Source organism: Streptomyces sp. NPDC002730 (genome assembly GCF_042888805.1).
Taxonomy (GTDB): Bacteria; Actinomycetota; Actinomycetes; order Streptomycetales; family Streptomycetaceae; genus Streptomyces.
In genome coordinates this window covers 1-17,854 of sequence record NZ_JBIAQG010000009.1, presented here as the reverse complement: position 1 = coordinate 17,854, position 17,854 = coordinate 1, and the positions used below count along the sequence as shown (strand labels likewise).

Here is a 17,854-nt window from a genome sequence, read left to right as displayed (position 1 = left end):
CGGTGCCACCGAGCGTGCACAGAGGGTAGGAGGAGCGGGCGGCTCAGTGGGGCGTGAGCGCCACGGTGATGCGCTTGGACGCGGCTCGCGCCGCTCGTCCGGGCTCCTTGCCCTGGAGTACCGCCGTCATGTACGGCTTGATCGGGTTGTCGGCCTCGACGCTCGCCCACTGCGGAGAATTTGGTGTGGCCCTGCCTTGCGCGGCTCCCGCGGCCATCGCCGCGGTGCTCTCCTCACCCCCGAGGACACCCGCGAGGGTGGTCTTGTTGGGCACGTAGTGCATCGTCCGGGCGAGGTCCGTCTGCCACTTCTCGCCCGCCAGCGCCTTGACGACGTCGACCGCGGCGGATCGCTCGCGGGCGTTCGCCGGGATGATCAGATCGGAGCCGCCGGTGAAGACGGCGCCGGGCCGGCCGGCCGTCTTGCCCGGTACGGGGAAGAAGCCGAGCTTGCCCTTGAGCCGGGGATTGCGCTTCTCGATGACGGTGGCTGCGCTCGGCACCGCGATCATCTGGGCGACGTCGCCCTTGGCGAAGACTTCGGCCTGCGGGGGTGTCTCCTCGTCCGCGTCCTTGGGTCCTTCGCCGTGCGACTGCAGCTCCTTGTAGAAAGCCATGCCTCTCAGCGCCGCTGGAGTGTCCAGCGCGCCCTGCCATTCGCCCTTCTCGACGGCCAGCTGCCCACCTTCGTCCCAGATGAAGCCGGCCAGGCTGTACCAGTCCTGGCCGGAGAGATAGATGCCCTGGACGCCGTTCCGGTTGAGTTTCCCGGAGACCTTGAGCCACTGGGAACGGGTCGTGGGCGGCTCTTCGATCCCGGCGCCGGCGAAGAGGTCCTTGTTGTAGACGACGACACGGTTGGCCGCGTACCAGGGAATGCCGTACTGCGAGCCGTTGATGCTGCCCGGTTCCGCCAGGCCTGGCAGCCAGTCGTCGCTGCCGAGGTCGCGGACCGATTCGAGCGTGAGGTCCCACAGGGCGTCGCTCTCCGCGTACTGCGCGACCTGGGTGTTGCCGACCTCGATGACGTCCGGCGCCTGCTTGCTCTCCAGCGCGGCGGTGACCTTCTTACCGATACCGGTCCACTCCTGGAAGGTGAACTCCAGCTTCACGGAAGGGTTGTCCTGCTGGTAGGCGCTGGTGAAGCGTTTGAGGAAGTCGCCGGTGACGCTGTCCTTCATCAGCCAGATCCTGACCGTGCGGGTCTCGGACCCGCCGCCTGGGAGGAGGCCGCAGCCGCCGAGCGCGACGGCGGAGACGAGCGCGACGGACACGGCGAGCGAGCGGTTCTTCACGGGGGTCACCTTCTGCGTGAGAGCACGGGAGCGTGAACCCGACATGGGGGGAAGCGCGCTCCGCGCTTGCACGGGTGTGGCTGGATTTTGGTATGTACCAATGAGCCGGTCAAGACCCGAACGGCGTGATCGAGCCCCTCGCGGCGACCGCTACCGCATCGTCCCCCGGCTCGCACCCGGGCCGGCCGCGGACGACCGTTCCGTTCCCGACGCCTCGCGCAGCGCCTCCTGGTGGGGCACCGTTGAGTGAACGTACAGAGAGGAGTGCGACACACATGTCGAATCACACCTACCGGGTCACCGAGATCGTCGGCACCTCACCGGAGGGCGTCGACCAGGCCATCCACAACGGCATCACCCGTGCGGCCCAGACGCTCCGGGGACTGGACTGGTTCGAGGTGACCCAGGTCCGCGGCCAGATCGTCGACGGGCAGATCCAGCACTATCAGGTCGGCCTCAAAGTGGGCTTCCGCCTCGAGGACGGCGAGTGACCGGCTGACGAGCGGACCGTCCGCCGGCCGTCGGGATCAGGGCGGCTCACGTCGGTACCAGGGTGGGTCAGGTACGGCCCTCGCGCTCCTGAGCGTCCTTCAGCGCCTCGGTCGTACCGGCCGCCCACCGGGCCCGTACGACCGGGAAGCCGGCCCGTTCGGCCTCGTCGCACACCAGCTCGTCGTCGTCCACCAGCATCCGGATCTCCCGGTCCCGGCCCAGCCGCCGCAGGATCTCCAGTTTGGTGGTGCGGGCCGGGCGGCGGTCGTCGTTGCGCCGCATCAACACCTTCCCCTCCGGCAGCCCCTGCGCCGCCAGCCAGTCGAGGGTGTCCCTGCGGCACCGTTCCGGCCTGCCCGTGAGGTACCTGACCTCGCACTCCTCAGCGGCCTGCAGGCACAGCTCGATGCCCTTCGCCAGCGGCGGGTCGTCGGGGGCAGCCGTGAAGAAGGCGCCCCAGTCGCGCGGCTTGCGCTCGAGGAAGTGCTGCCGGTGCCCGGAGTCGGCGAGCGTCCCGTCCAGGTCGAATACGGCCAGTGGCCTGCTGCTTCGCGTCACGGCCCCCAGCCTAGGGAATCCTGGCGTGCCAAGGGCGTTGTAACCGGGTGTGAGCTCAGTGATCGCGTCCGCCCGCCTCTCCGTACTCGACCGTTCCCGCACCCGCGAGGGGCACGAGGGGCCCGAGGCCCTGCGCGACACCGTGCGGCTCGCGCAGGAGCTGGAGGCGCTCGGCTATCACCGCTTCTGGGTCTCCGAACACCACAGCGTGCCGGGGGTGGCGGGCTCCGCGCCGACCGTCCTGGCCTCGGCGGTCGCCGCCGCGACCTCGACGATCCGCGTCGGCACGGGCGGCGTGATGCTCCCCAACCATCAACCGCTGGTCGTCGCCGAGCAGTTCGGAGTGCTGGAGTCGCTCTTCCCGGGCCGGATCGACATGGGTCTGGGCCGCTCGGTCGGCTTCACGGACGGGATACGCCGGGCGCTGGGCCGCGACAAGAAGGACGCGGAGGACTTCGCCGGGCAGCTGGAGGAACTGCTCGGCTGGTTCACCGGTGAACAGACGGCGCATCCGCAGGTGCACGCCCGCCCGGCGGAGGGTCTGCGTGTCCCGCCGTACCTCCTGGCCACCGGCGAAGGGGCGAAGATCGCGGCCGAGGCCGGGCTGCCGCTGGTCATCGGCGACATCCGGGGCCGTGACCGGATGCTGACCGCCGTCGACCGCTATCGGCAGGACTTCCGTCCTTCCGCCTGGTCCGAGCGGCCCTATGTGGTCATTGCGGGCACGGTCGCGGTCGCCGCCACGGAGGAGGAGGCCCGCCGGCTGCTGATGCCGGAGGCCTGGTCGCTCTCGTACTCCCGTACGCACGGCGTGTTCCCGCCGCTCGTCCCGCCGGAGCGGATCGAGGAGCTGACGATGACGGCGAAGCAGCGCGAGTTCTACGAGTCCGGGCTCACCGGCCATATCGCGGGGACCGAGCAGCAGGTCACGGAGGCGCTGGAGGCGGTGGTGAAGGACAGTGCCGCCGACGAGGTGCTGGTCACGACGAGTACGTACGACCGCGAGGCTCTGCTGGACTCGTTCCGGCGCCTCGCCCGGATCGCCGGGCTGACCAGCGCGGACGCCTAGAATCGTCTGGTATGCACAGCCCTCACGACCCGTACGTCCGTGTCCGCGGCGCCCATGAGCACAATCTGCGCGGCGTCGACGTGGACATCCCGCGCGATGCCCTCGTCGTTTTCACCGGTGTCTCGGGGTCCGGGAAGTCCTCGCTCGCCTTCGGCACGATCTACGCCGAGGCGCAGCGGCGCTACTTCGAGTCCGTCGCCCCCTACGCCCGCCGGCTGATCCACCAGGTGGGCGCGCCCAAGGTCGACGAGATCACCGGGCTGCCGCCCGCGGTCTCGTTGGAGCAGCGCCGTTCATCGCCCACCTCGCGCTCGTCGGTCGGCACGGTCACCACGCTCTCCAATTCGCTGCGGATGCTGTTCTCGCGGGCGGGTGACTATCCCGAGGGGGCCCAGCGCCTGGACTCGGACGCCTTCTCGCCGAACACAGCCGCCGGGGCCTGCCCCGAGTGCCACGGTCTGGGCCGCATCCACCGCACCAGCGAGGAGCTGCTCGTCCCCGATCTGTCGCTGTCCATCCGGGACGGCGCGATAGCGGGCTGGCCGGGGGCCTGGCAGGGCAAGAACCTCCGCGATGTGCTGGACGCTCTGGGGTACGACATCGACCGGCCGTGGCACGAGCTCGATCAGAAGGACCGGGACTGGATCCTGTTCACGGACGAGCAGCCGGTCGTCACGGTGCATCCGGTACGGGAGGCGGGCCGTATCCAACGCCCGTACCAGGGCACGTATATGAGCGCCCAGCGCTATGTCCTGCACACCTTCGCGGACTCCAAGAGCCAGACGCTGCGCACCAAGGCCGAGCGGTTCCTGGTCAGTGCGCCCTGTCCGTCGTGCGGGGGCAGCAGGCTGCGTCCCGAGGCGCTGGCGGTGACGTTCGCGGGCCGTACGATCGCCGAACTGGCGGCGCTGCCGCTGACCGGACTCGCCGAGGTGCTCGAATCGGGCGCCGGTGGCGGCTCCGAGACCACACGGGTGCTGACCGCCGATCTCCTCGCCCGGATCGGCACGGTCACCGAACTGGGGCTCGGCTACCTCAGCCTGGACCGCACCGCGCCCACCCTGTCCAGCGGAGAGCTGCAGCGGCTGCGGCTGGCCACCCAGCTGCGTTCCGGTCTGTTCGGCGTTGTATACGTACTCGACGAGCCGTCGGCCGGTCTGCATCCGGCGGACACCGAGGCGCTGCTGGTGGTTCTGGAGCGGCTCAAGGCAGCGGGCAACTCGGTCTTCGTGGTGGAGCACCATCTCGATGTCGTACGCAGCGCGGACTGGCTCGTCGATGTGGGGCCGCATGCGGGCGAGCACGGCGGTCTTGTGCTGCACAGCGGCCCGGTGGCGGATCTGGCCGGGGTCGACACGTCGGCGACTCGGCGGTTCCTGTTCGAGCGGCGGTCCGCGCCGGTGCGCGAGGCCCGCGCGCCGGCGGGCTGGCTGCGGCTGAACGGGGTCGAGCGGCACAATGTGCGCGACGTGGACGCGCGGTTCCCGCTCGGGGTGTTCACCGCGGTGACCGGTGTCTCGGGTTCGGGGAAGTCGACTCTGGTCGGGCAGGTGCTCGCGGGCGCTCTCGCGGAACGGCTGGGCTCGGATGCGCCGGACAGCGACGGGACGGACGCGGCGTCGGCGGGCGGGTGCGTCTCGGTCGAGGGGCTGGCGGCCGTGCAGCGTCTGGTCCAGGTGGACCAGCGCCCCATCGGCCGTACGCCGCGCTCCAATCTCGCCACGTACACCGGTCTGTTCGACGTCATCCGCAAACTCTTCACCGCGACCGACGAGGCCAAGGCACGCGGCTACAAGGCGGGCCGGTTCTCCTTCAATGTGGCGGGCGGGCGCTGCGAGACCTGTCAGGGCGAGGGCTTCGTCTCGGTGGAGCTGCTCTTTCTGCCCAGCACGTACGCCCCGTGCCCGGACTGCCACGGTGCCCGCTACAACCCGGCGACGCTCGAAGTCCGTTACGGGGGCCTGAACATCGCCGAGGTGCTCGACCTGACGGTCGAGGCCGCGGCGGAGTTCTTCACCGGTGTCCCCGCGGCCGAACGCAGCCTGCGGGCCCTGCTCGATGTGGGGCTCGGCTATCTGCGCCTCGGCCAGCCCGCGACCGAGCTGTCGGGCGGCGAGGCTCAGCGCATCAAGCTCGCCACCGAACTGCAGCGGGTGCGGCGCGGGCACACCTTCTATGTGCTGGACGAGCCGACGACCGGGCTGCATCCCGCCGATGTCGAGGTGCTGATGCGGCAGTTGCACGGTCTGGTCGACGCGGGCCACTCGGTGGTGGTCGTCGAGCACGACATGGAGGTGGTGGCGGGCGCGGACTGGGTCATCGATCTCGGTCCGGGCGGCGGCGACGAAGGCGGTCGCATCGTCGCCGCCGGTACACCGGGCGAAGTGGCGGGCACGGCCGGCAGCCGTACCGCGCCCTACCTCGCGCGGTCCCTCCGCTAGGCCGCTGTGTCGAATGTGTAGTAGCGGGTGTGGTCGAGCATGTCGGCAGGGGTCACGTTGTTCCACGGGCGCATCGTGTCCTGGAGGTCCACGACATTGGCGGTCCCGGCGGCCGGAAGATAGGTGGAGCCCGGGTGGCGGGCCTGCCAGTCGGCCCAGAGCTTGTCGATAAAGGCGTGGTGCAGCCAGAACACCGGGTCGTTCGGGGAGACTCCGGTGGTCATCTGGCCGCCTACCCACACATGCACCCGGTTGTGCAGGTTGACGCCGCGCCAGCCTTCCAGGTGGTTGCGGAAGCCGTCCGACGCGCTGTTCCACGGCGGAGCGTCATAGGTGGCCATGGCGAGCACGGAGTCGACTTCGGCCCGGGTCGGCAGCTGTCGTCCGCCCGCGCCGAGCTCCCGGCGCAGATAGCCGCGACCGTCGACGCGTATGTTCACCGGCCACTTGCCCGCGGCGGACGCGAACGGGCCGTCCATCACCTGGCCGTCCCTGCTGCGGCCGGTGCCGCCGAGGAAGTCCGCCGCCCAGAGGGAGGAGCCCGCGGTACGGTCCGCCGTCCAGTCCCAGTACGGGAGCGCCACGGAGGGGTCCACGGCCTGGAGTTGCTGCTCGAACTGTATGAGGAACCTGCGGTGCCACGGCAGGAAGGACGGCGAGCGATGGCCGACCCGGTCGCCGTTGTCGGTGTCGCTCATGATGAAGCCGTTGTGGGTGGTGACGAAGGTGTCGTACTGCCCATTGCGCTTGAGCTCGAGCAGAGCGTCGACGAAGCGGCGCTTCTCGGTGGCGGTCAGCCGGGCCTGGTTCTTGCGTACGGTCATGGCGGTGCTCCCGGATCAGGCGAGGACGAGGGGGACGAGCTCGGCGCCCTGGAGTTCCACCACGGCGGCGCGGGCCACCGCGCGGGGCGTGGCAAACGTCTCGTAGTGGTTGACGACGCTGATCCAGGTGCCGTCGGCATTGCGCATCACATGCAGCTCATCGCCGTCTATGCGCACCGCGTAGCCGGCGCCGTGGTGTCCGTTCCCGTGGTGCCCGTTCCCGTGGTGTCCGCCGCCGTGCGAGGGCCCGCCCTGTATGCGGCGTCCCTGGTAGACCTCGTCGAACGGCGCGGGGTCGGAGGCGTTCGGGGCGGCCGCCGCCGGGTGTGACAGTACTGTGGTCGCGAGATCCGCGACGGCGAGTCCGGCGAGTGCGGTCGCCGCGGCGCCCAGGGCGCGTCGGCGGGTGAGTTCAGGCATGGCAACCCCCAGAGTTGGCAGTGCTTTGGTAGGGCACGAGCGTGGTCGGCGCCCGTTACCCAGCCATGCCTACCGGCTCACCCGAACGCCGGGGAAATCTCCGGGTACTGGGTGGCTGCAATGCGGACATGTCGCGATACACAGTGCAGAGTTGAACGAAGTTGATCTTGCTGTCCACGGGCTCGATCGCTCCCCAGGGCGTAAATCCTGCGGCTGATGTGACAGTTACATGAATAATTTGTTGCCGGGGGCGGGGAAGCGTGGGCGCCCTCACACACGAAAGCTGTCCTGAATCTCCTGGCTCCGACCGCAACATCGGCCTCAGCGACGGACTTTCCGGGTCGCCCGCAGCCACTCCTTGTTCATCGCCGCGATCGACGGCAGCGGGATCCCCTTCGGACAGGCCGTCGCACATTCACCGGTCAGCGTGCAGCCGCCGAAGCCCTCCTCGTCCATCGTCGCGACCATCTCGAGCACCCGGGTCTCGCGCTCGGGCGCGCCCTGTGGCAGCACATTGAGGTGGTTGATCTTCGCCGATGTGAAGAGCATCGCGGAGCCGTTGGGACAGGCAGCGACGCAGGCGCCGCAGCCGATGCACTCCGCGTGCTCGAAGGCGAAGTCGGCATCCGGTTTCGGAACCGGCGTGGCGTGGGCATCGGGAGCGGAGCCGGTCGGGGCGCTGATGTAGCCGCCGGCCTGGATGATCCGGTCGAAGGCCGAGCGGTCCACGACCAGGTCCTTCACCACCGGGAAGGCGGAGGCCCGCCATGGCTCGACGTCGATGGTGTCGCCGTCCTTGAAGGACCGCATATGGAGCTGGCAGGTGGTGGTGCGCTCCGGACCGTGGGCGTCGCCGTTGATGACCAGGCTGCAGGCGCCACAGATGCCCTCGCGGCAGTCGTGGTCAAAGGCGACCGGCTCGTCGCCCTTGAGGATGAGCTCCTCGTTGAGGGTGTCGAGCATCTCCAGGAACGACATGTCCGTCGATATGCCGTCGACCTCGTAGGTGACCATGGCGCCGGGGGCGTCGGGGTTCTGCTGGCGCCAGACGCGCAGGGTGAGCTTCATGCGTAGCTCCGCTGAGTGGGGTGGACGTACTCGAAGACGAGGTCTTCCTTGTGCAGGACGGGCGTCTCGCCGGTCCCGCCGCTGTGCTCTCCCGGGGGACGACCGCCGGGCCCCCGGTACTCCCAGGCGGCCGCGTAGCCGAACTCCTCGTCCTTGCGCGCGGCTTCGCCGTCCGGGGTCTGCGACTCCTCGCGGAAGTGGCCGCCGCAGGACTCGACGCGGTGCAGTGCGTCGAGGCACATCAGCTCGGCGAGCTCCAGATAGTCGACGATGCGGTTGGCCTTCTCCAGCGACTGGTTGAACTCCTCACCGCTGCCCGGCACCTTGATGCGGCGCCAGAACTCCTCGCGGATCTGCGGAATCCGGTCGAGCGCCTTGCGCAGCCCCTCATCGGTCCGGGCCATTCCGCAGAACTCCCACATGAGTTGGCCGAGTTCACGGTGGAAGGAATCGGGCGTGCGGTCGCCGTCCACGGCCAGCAGCAGGTTCAGCCGGTCCTCGGTCTCGGCGAGCACCTCTGCCACCGCCGGGTGCGAGGCGTCGACGTTCTCCGGGTGCGGATTGCGGGCGAGGTAGTCGTTGATCGTGGACGGCAGGACGAAGTACCCGTCGGCGAGACCCTGCATCAGCGCGGACGCGCCCAGCCGATTCGCCCCGTGGTCCGAGAAGTTGGCCTCGCCGATGGCGAAGAGCCCCGGGACGGTGGTCTGCAGGTCGTAGTCGACCCACAGGCCGCCCATCGTGTAATGCACGGCCGGATAGATCCGCATGGGAACCTCGTACGGATTCTCGGCGGTGATCCGCTCGTACATGTCGAAGAGGTTTCCGTACTTCTCGGCGACCTTGTCCCGGCCCATCCGCCGGATGGCGTCGGCGAAGTCCAGGTACACGCCCTGGCCGCCGGGGCCGACGCCGCGGCCCTCGTCGCAGACGTTCTTCGCGGCGCGCGATGCGATGTCGCGCGGGACGAGGTTGCCGAAGGAGGGGTAGATCCGCTCCAGGTAGTAGTCCCGCTCGTCCTCGGGGATCTCGTTCGGCGGCCGCTCGTCGCCGCGCGCCCTGGGGACCCAGATACGGCCGTCGTTGCGCAGCGACTCGCTCATCAGTGTCAGCTTGGACTGGTGGTCGCCGGTGCGCGGGATGCAGGTGGGGTGGATCTGGGTGAAGCAGGGGTTGGCGAAGTAGGCGCCGCGCCGATGGGCCCGCCAGATCGCGGTGGCATTGGAGTTCATGGCGTTCGTCGACAGATAGAAGACATTGCCGTAGCCGCCGGAGGCGAGCACCACCGCGTCCGCGAAGTGGCTGGAGACCTCGCCGGTGATCAGATCGCGTGCGACGATGCCGCGGGCACGTCCGCCGACGACGATCAGATCGAGCATCTCGGTCCGGGCGTGCATCTCCACGGTGCCGGCGGCGATCTGCCGGGAGAGCGCCTGGTAGGCGCCGAGCAGCAGCTGCTGTCCCGTCTGGCCGCGGGCGTAGAAAGTACGGGAGACCTGGACACCGCCGAACGACCGGGTGTCGAGGAGGCCGCCGTACTCGCGGGCGAACGGCACACCCTGCGCCACGCACTGGTCGATGATCTCCACGGAGATCTGGGCGAGCCGGTGGACGTTGGACTCGCGGGCGCGGAAGTCGCCGCCCTTGACGGTGTCATAGAACAGGCGGTGGATCGAGTCGCCGTCGTTGCGGTAGTTCTTGGCGGCGTTGATTCCGCCCTGGGCGGCGATGGAGTGCGCCCGGCGCGGTGAGTCCTGGTAGCAGAACTGGACGACGTGGTAGCCCTGTTCGGCGAGGGTCGCGCCCGCGGCGCCACCGGCGAGGCCGGTGCCGACGACGATGACGGTGTGTTTGCGGCGGTTGGCCGGGTTGACCAGTCCGGCCTCGAAGCGCCGTCGGTCCCAGCGCTCGGCCACGGGTCCTTGGGGGGCCTTGGTGTCGGCGACAGGAGCGCCGGTCGTGTAGTTCAGGTAGTTCATGTCAGCTCACCACTCCGGTCATGACGGCGACGGGTACGGAGATGAAGCCCGCGGTCAGTACCAGCGCGAGGACGTCTGCGACGGTCTTGAGGACGCGGTCGCGGGTGGCGTTGCCCACGCCGAGGGTCTGGGCGGCGCTCCAGAAGCCGTGCCGGATGTGCAGCCCGACGGCGAGCATCGCGACGATGTAGATCACGTTGCCGTACCAGGTGGAGAAGGTCGCGACGACGTTCTCGTAGGGATGGCCCGGCTGGGCGTTCTCGTTGACAGTGAGCGTCGTCAGGTCCAGCAGATGCCAGACGATGAACAGCGCCACGATGATGCCGCCCCAGCGCATGGTGCGGGTGGCGTAGCCGGCCCGGCGCCGCTTGTGCGCGTACGGGACGGGCCTGGCCTTCAGATCCCGCTTGCTGAGCTGGTACGCCGATACGCCGTGGCCCACGACGGCCGCGAGCAGCACCACGCGGACGATCCAGAGCCCCCAGGAGTAGTGCAGGACGGGCTCGCCCATGGTGCGCAGCCAGTGACCGTAGGCGTTGAACTCCCCCGCCCCGAAGAAGACTTTGAGGTTGCCCATCACATGCGCGACCAGATAGCCGAGCATGATCAGGCCGCTGACGGCCATGACCGTCTTCTTGCCGACCGTCGATCCCCAGAACGTGCGCGTGAGAGACGGTTTTCGATCCGTCCGCGTTGCCAGAGCCATGTACAGAGACGCTAGGGCGGGAGGACCCAAGAGGTCCAAGACATGATTCGGCTCATTTCCATAGACATGTCCTATCGTGGATGGCATGCAGTTCCAGCAGCTTCTGTACTTCGTGGCGGTCGCCGAGACGCGCCACTTCACCCGCGCCGCCGAGCGGGTGCATGTCGCCCAGCCGTCCCTCTCCCAGCAGATCCGGGCGCTGGAGAAGGAGCTCGGGGCGGAGCTGTTCAGCCGGGCCCGCGGCAATATCGCCCTGACGGACGCCGGGGAGGCCCTGCTTCCGCTGGCGCGCCGCATCCTCGCCGACACCGACACCGCACGCCATGAGGTCCAGGAGCTCGCACAGCTGCGCCGCGGCCGGGTCAGGCTGGGCGCGACGCCGAGCCTCTGCACCGGTCTGCTGCCGGATGTGCTGCGGACCTTCCACGATCTGCACCCGGGCATCCAGCTGCTGATCGAGGAGAGCGGTTCGCACGATCTCGTACGGGAGCTGGCCCGCGGGTCGCTCGATCTGGCTCTGATCGTGCTGCCGTTGCCGCCCGCCTCCCCCGCGCTGACCACGGTCGAGCTGCTGCGGGAGGATCTGGTCGTGGTGTCGCCGGCTGCGGCGAAGGCCCCGCACCGGCCGGTGCGGATCGCCGATCTGCAGGGCGAGCCGCTGGTGATGTTCCGGCACGGCTACGACCTGCGCGAGCTGACGGTCGCCGCATGCCGCGCGGAGGGCTTCGAGCCGGCCTTCACCGTGGAGGGCGGCGAGATGGACGCCGTACTCGGTTTCGTACGGGCCGGGCTCGGCGTCGCGGTGGTACCGAGCATGGTGGCGGAGCGCGCCGGGCGCGATCTGCGGGTCACCCCGCTCGCCCGGCCGGGACTGCGCCGTACGATCGCGCTCGCCCACCGCAGCGATGTCGCCCCGCCGCGGGCCGCGCGCGAGCTGCAGCGGGTGCTGCTGAACTCGCGCGCAGCGGCCGACTGACCGCCGTCGTCGGAGCACGGCCTTGGGCCGTTGTCCTCAATCGCCGGACGGGCTTGATGGTGCGGCGATTGAGGCGCGGGGCCGGGGCGGCGCCCCGGGAAAACTACACCGCGTCCGCCAGCGACAGCGCGTGCAGCTTGTCCGGCGGCCCGGGCCTCGCGTAGTACCAGCCCTGTGCGGTGTCGCAGCCGAGCTCGCGCAGCTGCTCCGCCTGGGCGCCGGTCTCCACGCCCTCCACCGTCACGGCCAGCTGCAGACTGTGCGCCAGCGAGACGATCCCCTCGACGATCTTCAGATCGACGGGGTCGGCCGGGTGCCGCTGCATGCCCTGGGTGAAGGAACGGTCCAGTTTGAGCACGCTCACCGGCAGCCGGCGCAGATTGGCGAGGTTCGAATAGCCGGTGCCGAAGTCGTCGAGCGCGATGTCCACACCCATCTCGGCGAGCTGGCGCAGCGGTTTGAGTAGATCCTCGTCCGCGCCGATCAGCGCGGACTCGGTGACCTCCAGGCACAGGGCGCCCGGTTCGAGGCCGGAGCGCTGGAGCACGTCGACCGTGTCGGCGACCAGTCCGGGGTGGTGGAGCTGCGCGGGCGAGAGGTTGACGTTGATCCGCAGCGGGCCGCCGTCGGAGTGCCGCCTCTGCCAGTAGCGAGCCTGGCGCACGGCCTCCTGGAGCACCCAGCGGCCCAGCGGCACGATCAGTCCGGTGTGCTCGGCGAGCGGAATGAACCGGTCCGGGCCGAGTACGCCGTGCTGCGGATGGCACCAGCGCACCAGCGCCTCGGCCCCGTGCACGCTTCCGTCACCCAGGTGGACCAAGGGCTGGTACTCGATGAAGAACTCACCGCGCTCCAGGGCCGCCGGCAGTGCGGTGGTCAGCCCGTGCCGGGTGATGGCGCGGGCGTCCGCCTCCGGGTCGGCGAGCTCGAAGCGGTTGCCGCCCGCCGACTTGGCGCGGTACATGGTGATGTCGGCGCTGCGCAGCACTTCGGCTGTGGTGCGCTCGCCCGCGGGCCCTTCGACGATGCCGATGCTTCCGCGGACGGTGAACTCCCGGCCGTCGACACGGATGGGCGAGGCGAGCGCGGCGAGGATACGGGCGGCGAGGTCGTCCACCTCGCGCTGGGTGTCGGGTCCGGTGGTCAGCGCCACGAACTCGTCGCCGCCGAGCCGTGCCACCATCTCACCGGGCGCGGTGGCGCAGCTCTGCAGCCGGTCCGCGACCTCCACCAGCAGCCGGTCGCCCGCCGCGTGACCGAGGCTGTCGTTGATCGCCTTGAAGCCGTCGAGGTCGAGGTAGCAGAGGCCGAAGCGGGCGCCGTCGCCGGCGGAGAGCGCCTTCTCCAGCCGTTCGAAGAAGAGTGTGCGGTTGGGCAGCCCGGTCAGCGCGTCGTGCGTGGCCTCGTAGCGCAGCCGCAGATTGAGCAGCCGGCGCTCGGTGGTGTCCTCCATCAGCGCCAACTGGTACTCCGGCCGGCCGTCGGGGTCCCGCAGCAGAGAGACCGTCAGATTGGTCCACAGGACCGTGCCGTCGTTGCGGAAGAAGGGCTTCTCCACGCGGTAGTCGTCGCGCTCGCCGCTCACCAGCTCCCGGTACAACTCCCAGACGTGTGGCCGGTCTTCAGGATGGGCCCAGTCGGTCACCTTCCTGCCACGCACATGGTGCTCGAGCCCGCCGAACATCCGCAGCAGGGTCTCGTTGACCTCGAGCACATTGCCGTCGAGGTCGGCGATCCCGATGCCGATCGCAGCGCCCTCGAACACCGCACGGAAGCGGGCCTCGGTGGCGTGCAGCGCCTGCACCGCGTCGCTGCGGGCCACCAGCGAGGAGCGCGCGATGGCCTCCTGCTCGGCCAGTGTGCGCTCGCGCAGTCCCTGCGCGAAGCCGGCGGCCACCGCGTGCTGCAGCCGGGCGCAGCGGGCCCGGCTCTCCTCGGCGGGCTGCTCCGGGTCACCGGCGCCGCAGTACAGGACCAGATAGGCGTCGACGACGCCGAGCGTGCGGCTGAGTGCTTCGGGGTCCGTGCAGTGGGCCTCGACCAGGGCCGCTCCGACCCGCTGCGCGGCCTGTGGGTCGAAGGGCCGTGCGTGCAGCGACTCCCTCAACCGCCGGGCCAGCGGCAGCAGATGCTTCTCGAGCTCGGGCCGGGTCATCGATGTGGCCGTCACCGGGAAGATGGCCCGGCTCCAGATCGTCGCGAACCGCCGGAGTCTGTCCTCCAGGCCGTCCGGGTCCACCGCGGAATCCGTCACCTCCGTCGGCGCCATCACGCCTTGCGCCCTACCCCGGCGAAGCCCGAGAAGGCGTATGGGTCCTCCTGCTCGGCGGGCGCGTCGGGCCTCCAGTGGGGCATGGACACCAGACCGGGCTCGGCCATCTCGTACCCCTCGAAGAACCGCGCGATCTCCTCGCGCGAGCGCATGACCAGCGGGTTGCGTATGTTCCGGTAGACGTCGACCGCGCCGCCCGCCTGCTCCTCGGGCAGCGGTATTCCTTCGTACGAGGCGTGGGTGATGACGATGAGGCTGCCGGGTGCCAGTGCGTCACGGAGCTGGGCCACGGCGCTCTGCGGATCGTCCTCGTCCTCGAGGAAGTGCAGTACGGCGACGAGGAGCAGCGCCACCGGCCGCTCCAGGTCGAGCAGTCCGCCGACCTCGGGGCTGTCGAGTATCTGCTGCGGCTTGCGCAGATCCGCGGAGACGACGACGGCCTGCTCGTCGCCGTCCAGAACGGCCCTGCTGTGCGCGACGGCGACCGGATCGTGGTCGACGTAGACCACGCGGGAGGCGGCGTCGGCCTTGTGCGCCACCTCGTGGACATTGCCGAAGGTCGGAATCCCGGAGCCGATGTCAAGGAACTGCGTGACACCCTCGCTCACCGCGTAATTCACGGCCCGGCGCATGAACGCCCGGTTCGCCTGCATGATCTTGGGGAGGCCGGGCATGAACTCCATCGCCTTGCGGGCGGCTTCCCTGTCGACTTCGAAATTGTGCGAGCCGCCCAGGTAGTAGTCGTAAATGCGAGACACGCTCGGCACCGATATGTCGATGCCCTGCGGGGCCCAGGCGGGACGCTCCATCGATGTCTCCAACAAGTCGCCACGGGGGAGTTCGGCCATGTTCACGGCCGGTGTTCGAGCCGAGGCTACTGATCGCCCGCCAAGAGAGCGAGCCCAAACGGAAATTAGCGGTCCGTTCTTGGTCACACGCCGGTGGCATAGCAACCGGCCCGCCATCACGCGGGGGGCGTGAGACGGGCCGGTCGGGCCGGACGCGCAGCGTGGGGACTACTTGGGCGCTCCGACCAGCTTGGCCTGGGGCGATACGACGTACCAAGTACCGCCCACACCCTGGCCGTTGGTGTCGCCCGGCTTCTTGTCGCCCGCGAAGGTGTAGATCGGCCAGCAGTCGATCGACTGCTGCTTGATGCCGTCAGGACGGTCGAAGGTGACGAAGCCCTTCTTGATGATTCCCTCGGTGTCGTTCTTGTCGACCGGAGCGACAACAGGCCACTTCTTGAGGCACTCGCCGGTGCACGCCGACTTCATCGGCCAGGCCGAGTCCTTCTTGAACCGGTAGACGGTCATGCCGTTCTTGTCGACGATGATCTCGCCGAGCTTGGGGTCCTTGCGGACGGAGAGTCCGGCGAGGTCGGCGGGCTCGCCGCCGGCCTCCTCGCCACCGTCGCCGTAGCCCGATCCGGACCCGGCGCCCTCGCCGCCGCCGAGTGCCTTCTTGCCGTCGGGGGCCGACGCGAACCAGGTGCCGCCGACGCCCTGCCCCTTCGCGTCACCGGGCTTGGCGTCCTTGGCGTAGCGGTACATCGGCCAGCCACCGATGGTGAGTTGCTTACTGCCGTCGGCCCGGGTGACCTCGCCGATCAGCGAGGCGTCGGTGCCGGGCGCGGCCGAGGCGCCGCCGGCGGACACGGCGGGCCACGCCTTCGCGCACTCGGCTTCGCAATTCGACTTCGGCGGGCTGGCGGTGTCCTTGTCGAAGCGGTAGAGCGTGAAGCCGGCACTGTCGGTGACGACCTTGCCGAGTTCCTTGCTGTCCCAGACCGCGAGTTGGCCGGCCGGCTTGGCCGCCGCCTGCTCCGCGGCGCCGGCGCCGGAGCCGTAGTCCGAGCCGTAGCCGCCGTTTCCGGGCTGGGCCGGCTTGGCCGCGCCGACCGTCTGACCATTGGGGGTCTCGGTGCCCTTGTCCTGACCGCACGCCGTCGTCAGCGCGAGTACGGCCGCCGCAGTCACCGCGAGCGAGGCGTTACGCCAGGTGTTCATGTCCACTCCTGTTGTCCATCGAGCCTGTTGCGACGCCAGGTGCGCCGTGTTCATGGCCCTAGGTACGGACAGGGGGGCTCCGCGTGTTCAACCCGTTTGAAAAAATCTTCGGAGTCGCCAACGCGAATCGTAGAAATCCGGCTTCCATCAGGGGAATTCACCCCAAGACGGATTGGCTTGATCTCATCCGCACCACTGGCTCCACCAGTCACTCCGTCTGCGCAACGATGCGGCGAGCCGTTCGGCTCCTGGGACCGCACGGCGTCCTCCCAGGCGCACCGGTCCTCGGCAGCATGCGGCGGGCTGCGCCCGCGGCCGTGCTGTCGAAGAGGACAGCGCGGTAGCGGTCCGGGTCGCAGTATCCGCGTGCACCCTCGGTGCAGCCCTCGGCCTGGAAGTGTTCCGGCGACGCGACACGCCGGTCGTACGCACTCTTGCCGCCGGCCCCCTCGCATCCATCGCCGGAACCAACGCCGCGACGCCCTTGGCTGTCCGCCGCATGGGGGACATCGATGCCCCATTCGCGCGACAGCGATCGCGGGCGATCAAGGCCGCTCCTAGCGTTTCGGTCATCGAGGTGCATTCCCCGACCCTTGTGGAAACCAGTTCCGCAGCTGCTCCTCGGAGACCCGGAGGATTGACCATGCGCGCGATTCGTGTCGCATCCGCCGCTCTGCTGGGAGTGGCCTCACTCGCACTGACCGCCCCCACCGCGGCGGCGACCGACAGCCGGCTGACGCAGCCCTTCTTCACCGTGAGCCCCTCTAGCGTCCCGCCGGGCGGCCGGGTCACCCTGTCCGCCAGCGGATGCAACACCACGGCCACTGCCACGTCCGGGGTCTTCGACCCCGTCACCGTCAACCCGGGCACGTCCACCTCGACCACGGTCGACGCGGACGCCAATCCGGGCACCGTGTACACGGTGCGCTTCACCTGCGGATCGCAGGTCGGAACGTTCGCTCTCGCCATCGCCGGCGGCGGCTCGAATCCGACCATCAGCTCCACCACGACCGTCGGGCCCGGAGCCGTCGGAGCCGTCAGAGGCGGTCTCGGCGGCAGCATCGGCGGACTGAACGCCGGGGAGCTGGCCGGAGGCACCGCACTGATCGTCGCCGCGGCCACCGCCACCATCTATGTCGTACGGCGGCGTACGTTGAACCGTCAGCACTGACGCAACCGCCTGTACCGGCTCCTCATACCCCGTATACGCCCGTCGCCCCGAGTCCTGGCCAGGACTCGGGGCGACGGGCGTGGGGGCCGACCGGGAGGTTCGGCCGGTCAGACCTTTCCGCCGGCCATACGACGGCGGCGGGCGATGAACAGGCTGCCACCGACGGCCGCCGTGGCGACCAGGCCGGCGCCGACCGCCATCTCGGTGGCGCTAGGACCGACCGAGCCGCCGAGACCGCCGAGCGCGCCTCGGCCCGGCAGGACAGTGAACTGCGCGGTCGCCACCGTCCGGTTGTCGCCGAGGAGCCCGTTGTCGTTACGGATCCCGAAGTCGCCGAGGAGCCCGTTGTCATTGCGGATCCCGTTGTCGTTACGGATCCCGTTGTCGTTACGGATCCCGTTGTCATTGCGGATCCCGTTGTCGTTACGGATCCCGTTGTCATTGCGGATCCCGTTGTCGTTACGGATCCCGTTGTCATTGCGGATCCCGTTGTCGTTACGGATCCCGTTGTCGTTACGGATCCCGTTGTCGTTACGGATCCCGTTGTCGTTACGGATCCCGTTGTCGTTACGGAT

16 protein-coding genes are annotated in these 17,854 nt (G+C 69.5%); 5 read left to right on the top strand and 11 right to left on the bottom strand.

Annotation, left to right across the window (positions count from 1 at the left end; translation table 11 throughout):
• Positions 1-43 precede the first annotated feature (43 nt).
• Complete coding sequence (locus ACFYXH_RS22860; protein ID WP_389565880.1) at positions 44-1,294, bottom strand: extracellular solute-binding protein; 1,251 nt, start codon at positions 1,292-1,294, stop codon at positions 44-46.
• 275 nt (positions 1,295-1,569) lie between these two features.
• Between ACFYXH_RS22860 and ACFYXH_RS22855 the strand changes: the two genes are divergently transcribed.
• Entirely contained in the window at positions 1,570-1,785 is a 216-nt protein-coding gene (locus ACFYXH_RS22855) for a dodecin (RefSeq protein ID WP_326654052.1), read from the top strand.
• A 67-nt stretch (positions 1,786-1,852) separates the two neighbouring features.
• Here ACFYXH_RS22855 and ACFYXH_RS22850 read toward each other — a convergent pair whose 3' ends face one another.
• The gene (locus tag ACFYXH_RS22850; RefSeq protein ID WP_389565877.1) at positions 1,853-2,344 is read right to left on the bottom strand and encodes a hypothetical protein; all 492 of its coding nucleotides are present in this window, start codon (positions 2,342-2,344) and stop codon (positions 1,853-1,855) included.
• A 49-nt stretch (positions 2,345-2,393) separates the two neighbouring features.
• Here ACFYXH_RS22850 and ACFYXH_RS22845 point away from each other — a divergent pair, with 49 nt between their 5' ends.
• Both ACFYXH_RS22845 and uvrA read left to right on the top strand, forming a co-directional pair.
• Positions 2,394-3,413 (top strand): LLM class flavin-dependent oxidoreductase, encoded by a 1,020-nt coding sequence (locus ACFYXH_RS22845; RefSeq protein WP_389565874.1) that lies wholly within the window; start codon positions 2,394-2,396, stop codon positions 3,411-3,413.
• An 11-nt stretch (positions 3,414-3,424) separates the two neighbouring features.
• Complete coding sequence (gene uvrA / locus ACFYXH_RS22840; protein ID WP_389565871.1) at positions 3,425-5,854, top strand: excinuclease ABC subunit UvrA; 2,430 nt, start codon at positions 3,425-3,427, stop codon at positions 5,852-5,854.
• On the opposite strand, the gene ACFYXH_RS22835 is transcribed toward uvrA, so the two are convergent.
• The 5 genes from ACFYXH_RS22835 to ACFYXH_RS22815 all read right to left on the bottom strand — a co-directional run bounded on the left by ACFYXH_RS22835 (position 5,851) and on the right by ACFYXH_RS22815 (position 10,851).
• Positions 5,851-6,678 (bottom strand): tyrosinase family protein, encoded by an 828-nt coding sequence (locus ACFYXH_RS22835; protein ID WP_389565868.1) that lies wholly within the window; start codon positions 6,676-6,678, stop codon positions 5,851-5,853. The two genes, uvrA and ACFYXH_RS22835, sit on opposite strands and share 4 nt — an antisense overlap.
• 15 nt (positions 6,679-6,693) lie before the next feature.
• Positions 6,694-7,098 carry a tyrosinase cofactor gene (locus tag ACFYXH_RS22830; protein ID WP_389565865.1) on the bottom strand — a complete coding sequence of 135 codons (405 nt, stop codon included), beginning with the start codon at positions 7,096-7,098 and terminating at the stop codon, positions 6,694-6,696.
• A gap of 321 nt (positions 7,099-7,419) precedes the next feature.
• Positions 7,420-8,166 (bottom strand): succinate dehydrogenase/fumarate reductase iron-sulfur subunit, encoded by a 747-nt coding sequence (locus ACFYXH_RS22825; protein WP_389565862.1) that lies wholly within the window; start codon positions 8,164-8,166, stop codon positions 7,420-7,422.
• Positions 8,163-10,145 carry a fumarate reductase/succinate dehydrogenase flavoprotein subunit gene (locus ACFYXH_RS22820; protein ID WP_389565860.1) on the bottom strand — a complete coding sequence of 661 codons (1,983 nt, stop codon included), beginning with the start codon at positions 10,143-10,145 and terminating at the stop codon, positions 8,163-8,165. Before ACFYXH_RS22820 ends, ACFYXH_RS22825 begins: the two co-directional genes overlap by 4 nt.
• A gap of 1 nt (position 10,146) precedes the next feature.
• Positions 10,147-10,851, bottom strand: a complete 705-nt coding sequence (locus ACFYXH_RS22815; protein WP_389565857.1) for a succinate dehydrogenase — start codon at positions 10,849-10,851, stop codon at positions 10,147-10,149.
• Positions 10,852-10,936: 85 nt separating this feature from the next.
• Between ACFYXH_RS22815 and ACFYXH_RS22810 the strand changes: the two genes are divergently transcribed.
• The gene (locus tag ACFYXH_RS22810; RefSeq protein ID WP_389565855.1) at positions 10,937-11,827 is read left to right on the top strand and encodes a LysR family transcriptional regulator; all 891 of its coding nucleotides are present in this window, start codon (positions 10,937-10,939) and stop codon (positions 11,825-11,827) included.
• A gap of 103 nt (positions 11,828-11,930) precedes the next feature.
• Here ACFYXH_RS22810 and ACFYXH_RS22805 read toward each other — a convergent pair whose 3' ends face one another.
• The 3 genes from ACFYXH_RS22805 to ACFYXH_RS22795 form a co-directional block, all read right to left on the bottom strand.
• Complete coding sequence (locus ACFYXH_RS22805; protein ID WP_389566763.1) at positions 11,931-14,096, bottom strand: putative bifunctional diguanylate cyclase/phosphodiesterase; 2,166 nt, start codon at positions 14,094-14,096, stop codon at positions 11,931-11,933.
• Positions 14,096-14,908 carry an SAM-dependent methyltransferase gene (locus tag ACFYXH_RS22800; RefSeq protein WP_327327423.1) on the bottom strand — a complete coding sequence of 271 codons (813 nt, stop codon included), beginning with the start codon at positions 14,906-14,908 and terminating at the stop codon, positions 14,096-14,098. The genes ACFYXH_RS22805 and ACFYXH_RS22800 overlap by 1 nt, the downstream gene beginning before the upstream one ends.
• A 207-nt stretch (positions 14,909-15,115) precedes the next feature.
• The gene (locus ACFYXH_RS22795; RefSeq protein ID WP_389565851.1) at positions 15,116-16,108 is read right to left on the bottom strand and encodes an SCO0930 family lipoprotein; all 993 of its coding nucleotides are present in this window, start codon (positions 16,106-16,108) and stop codon (positions 15,116-15,118) included.
• A 643-nt stretch (positions 16,109-16,751) separates the two neighbouring features.
• Between ACFYXH_RS22795 and ACFYXH_RS22790 the strand changes: the two genes are divergently transcribed.
• Positions 16,752-17,279 carry a hypothetical protein gene (locus ACFYXH_RS22790; RefSeq protein WP_389565848.1) on the top strand — a complete coding sequence of 176 codons (528 nt, stop codon included), beginning with the start codon at positions 16,752-16,754 and terminating at the stop codon, positions 17,277-17,279.
• A gap of 107 nt (positions 17,280-17,386) precedes the next feature.
• Here ACFYXH_RS22790 and ACFYXH_RS22785 read toward each other — a convergent pair whose 3' ends face one another.
• Positions 17,387-17,854 (bottom strand): hypothetical protein, encoded by a 468-nt coding sequence (locus ACFYXH_RS22785; protein ID WP_389565845.1) that lies wholly within the window; start codon positions 17,852-17,854, stop codon positions 17,387-17,389.

What these genes read in the sequence shown, in the direction of transcription:
- ACFYXH_RS22855 (WP_326654052.1), top strand. Translation starts at nt 1,570, where the DNA reads ATGTCGAATCACACCTACCGGGTCACCGAGATCGTCGGCACCTCACCG.
- uvrA (WP_389565871.1), top strand. Translation starts at nt 3,425, where the DNA reads ATGCACAGCCCTCACGACCCGTACGTCCGTGTCCGCGGCGCCCATGAG.
- ACFYXH_RS22835 (WP_389565868.1), bottom strand. Translation starts at nt 6,678, where the DNA reads ATGACCGTACGCAAGAACCAGGCCCGGCTGACCGCCACCGAGAAGCGC.
- ACFYXH_RS22830 (WP_389565865.1), bottom strand. Translation starts at nt 7,098, where the DNA reads ATGCCTGAACTCACCCGCCGACGCGCCCTGGGCGCCGCGGCGACCGCA.
- ACFYXH_RS22825 (WP_389565862.1), bottom strand. Translation starts at nt 8,166, where the DNA reads ATGAAGCTCACCCTGCGCGTCTGGCGCCAGCAGAACCCCGACGCCCCC.
- ACFYXH_RS22820 (WP_389565860.1), bottom strand. Translation starts at nt 10,145, where the DNA reads ATGAACTACCTGAACTACACGACCGGCGCTCCTGTCGCCGACACCAAG.
- ACFYXH_RS22815 (WP_389565857.1), bottom strand. Translation starts at nt 10,851, where the DNA reads ATGGCTCTGGCAACGCGGACGGATCGAAAACCGTCTCTCACGCGCACG.
- ACFYXH_RS22810 (WP_389565855.1), top strand. Translation starts at nt 10,937, where the DNA reads ATGCAGTTCCAGCAGCTTCTGTACTTCGTGGCGGTCGCCGAGACGCGC.
- ACFYXH_RS22805 (WP_389566763.1), bottom strand. Translation starts at nt 14,096, where the DNA reads ATGGCGCCGACGGAGGTGACGGATTCCGCGGTGGACCCGGACGGCCTG.
- ACFYXH_RS22800 (WP_327327423.1), bottom strand. Translation starts at nt 14,908, where the DNA reads ATGGAGCGTCCCGCCTGGGCCCCGCAGGGCATCGACATATCGGTGCCG.
- ACFYXH_RS22795 (WP_389565851.1), bottom strand. Translation starts at nt 16,108, where the DNA reads ATGAACACCTGGCGTAACGCCTCGCTCGCGGTGACTGCGGCGGCCGTA.
- ACFYXH_RS22790 (WP_389565848.1), top strand. Translation starts at nt 16,752, where the DNA reads ATGCGCGCGATTCGTGTCGCATCCGCCGCTCTGCTGGGAGTGGCCTCA.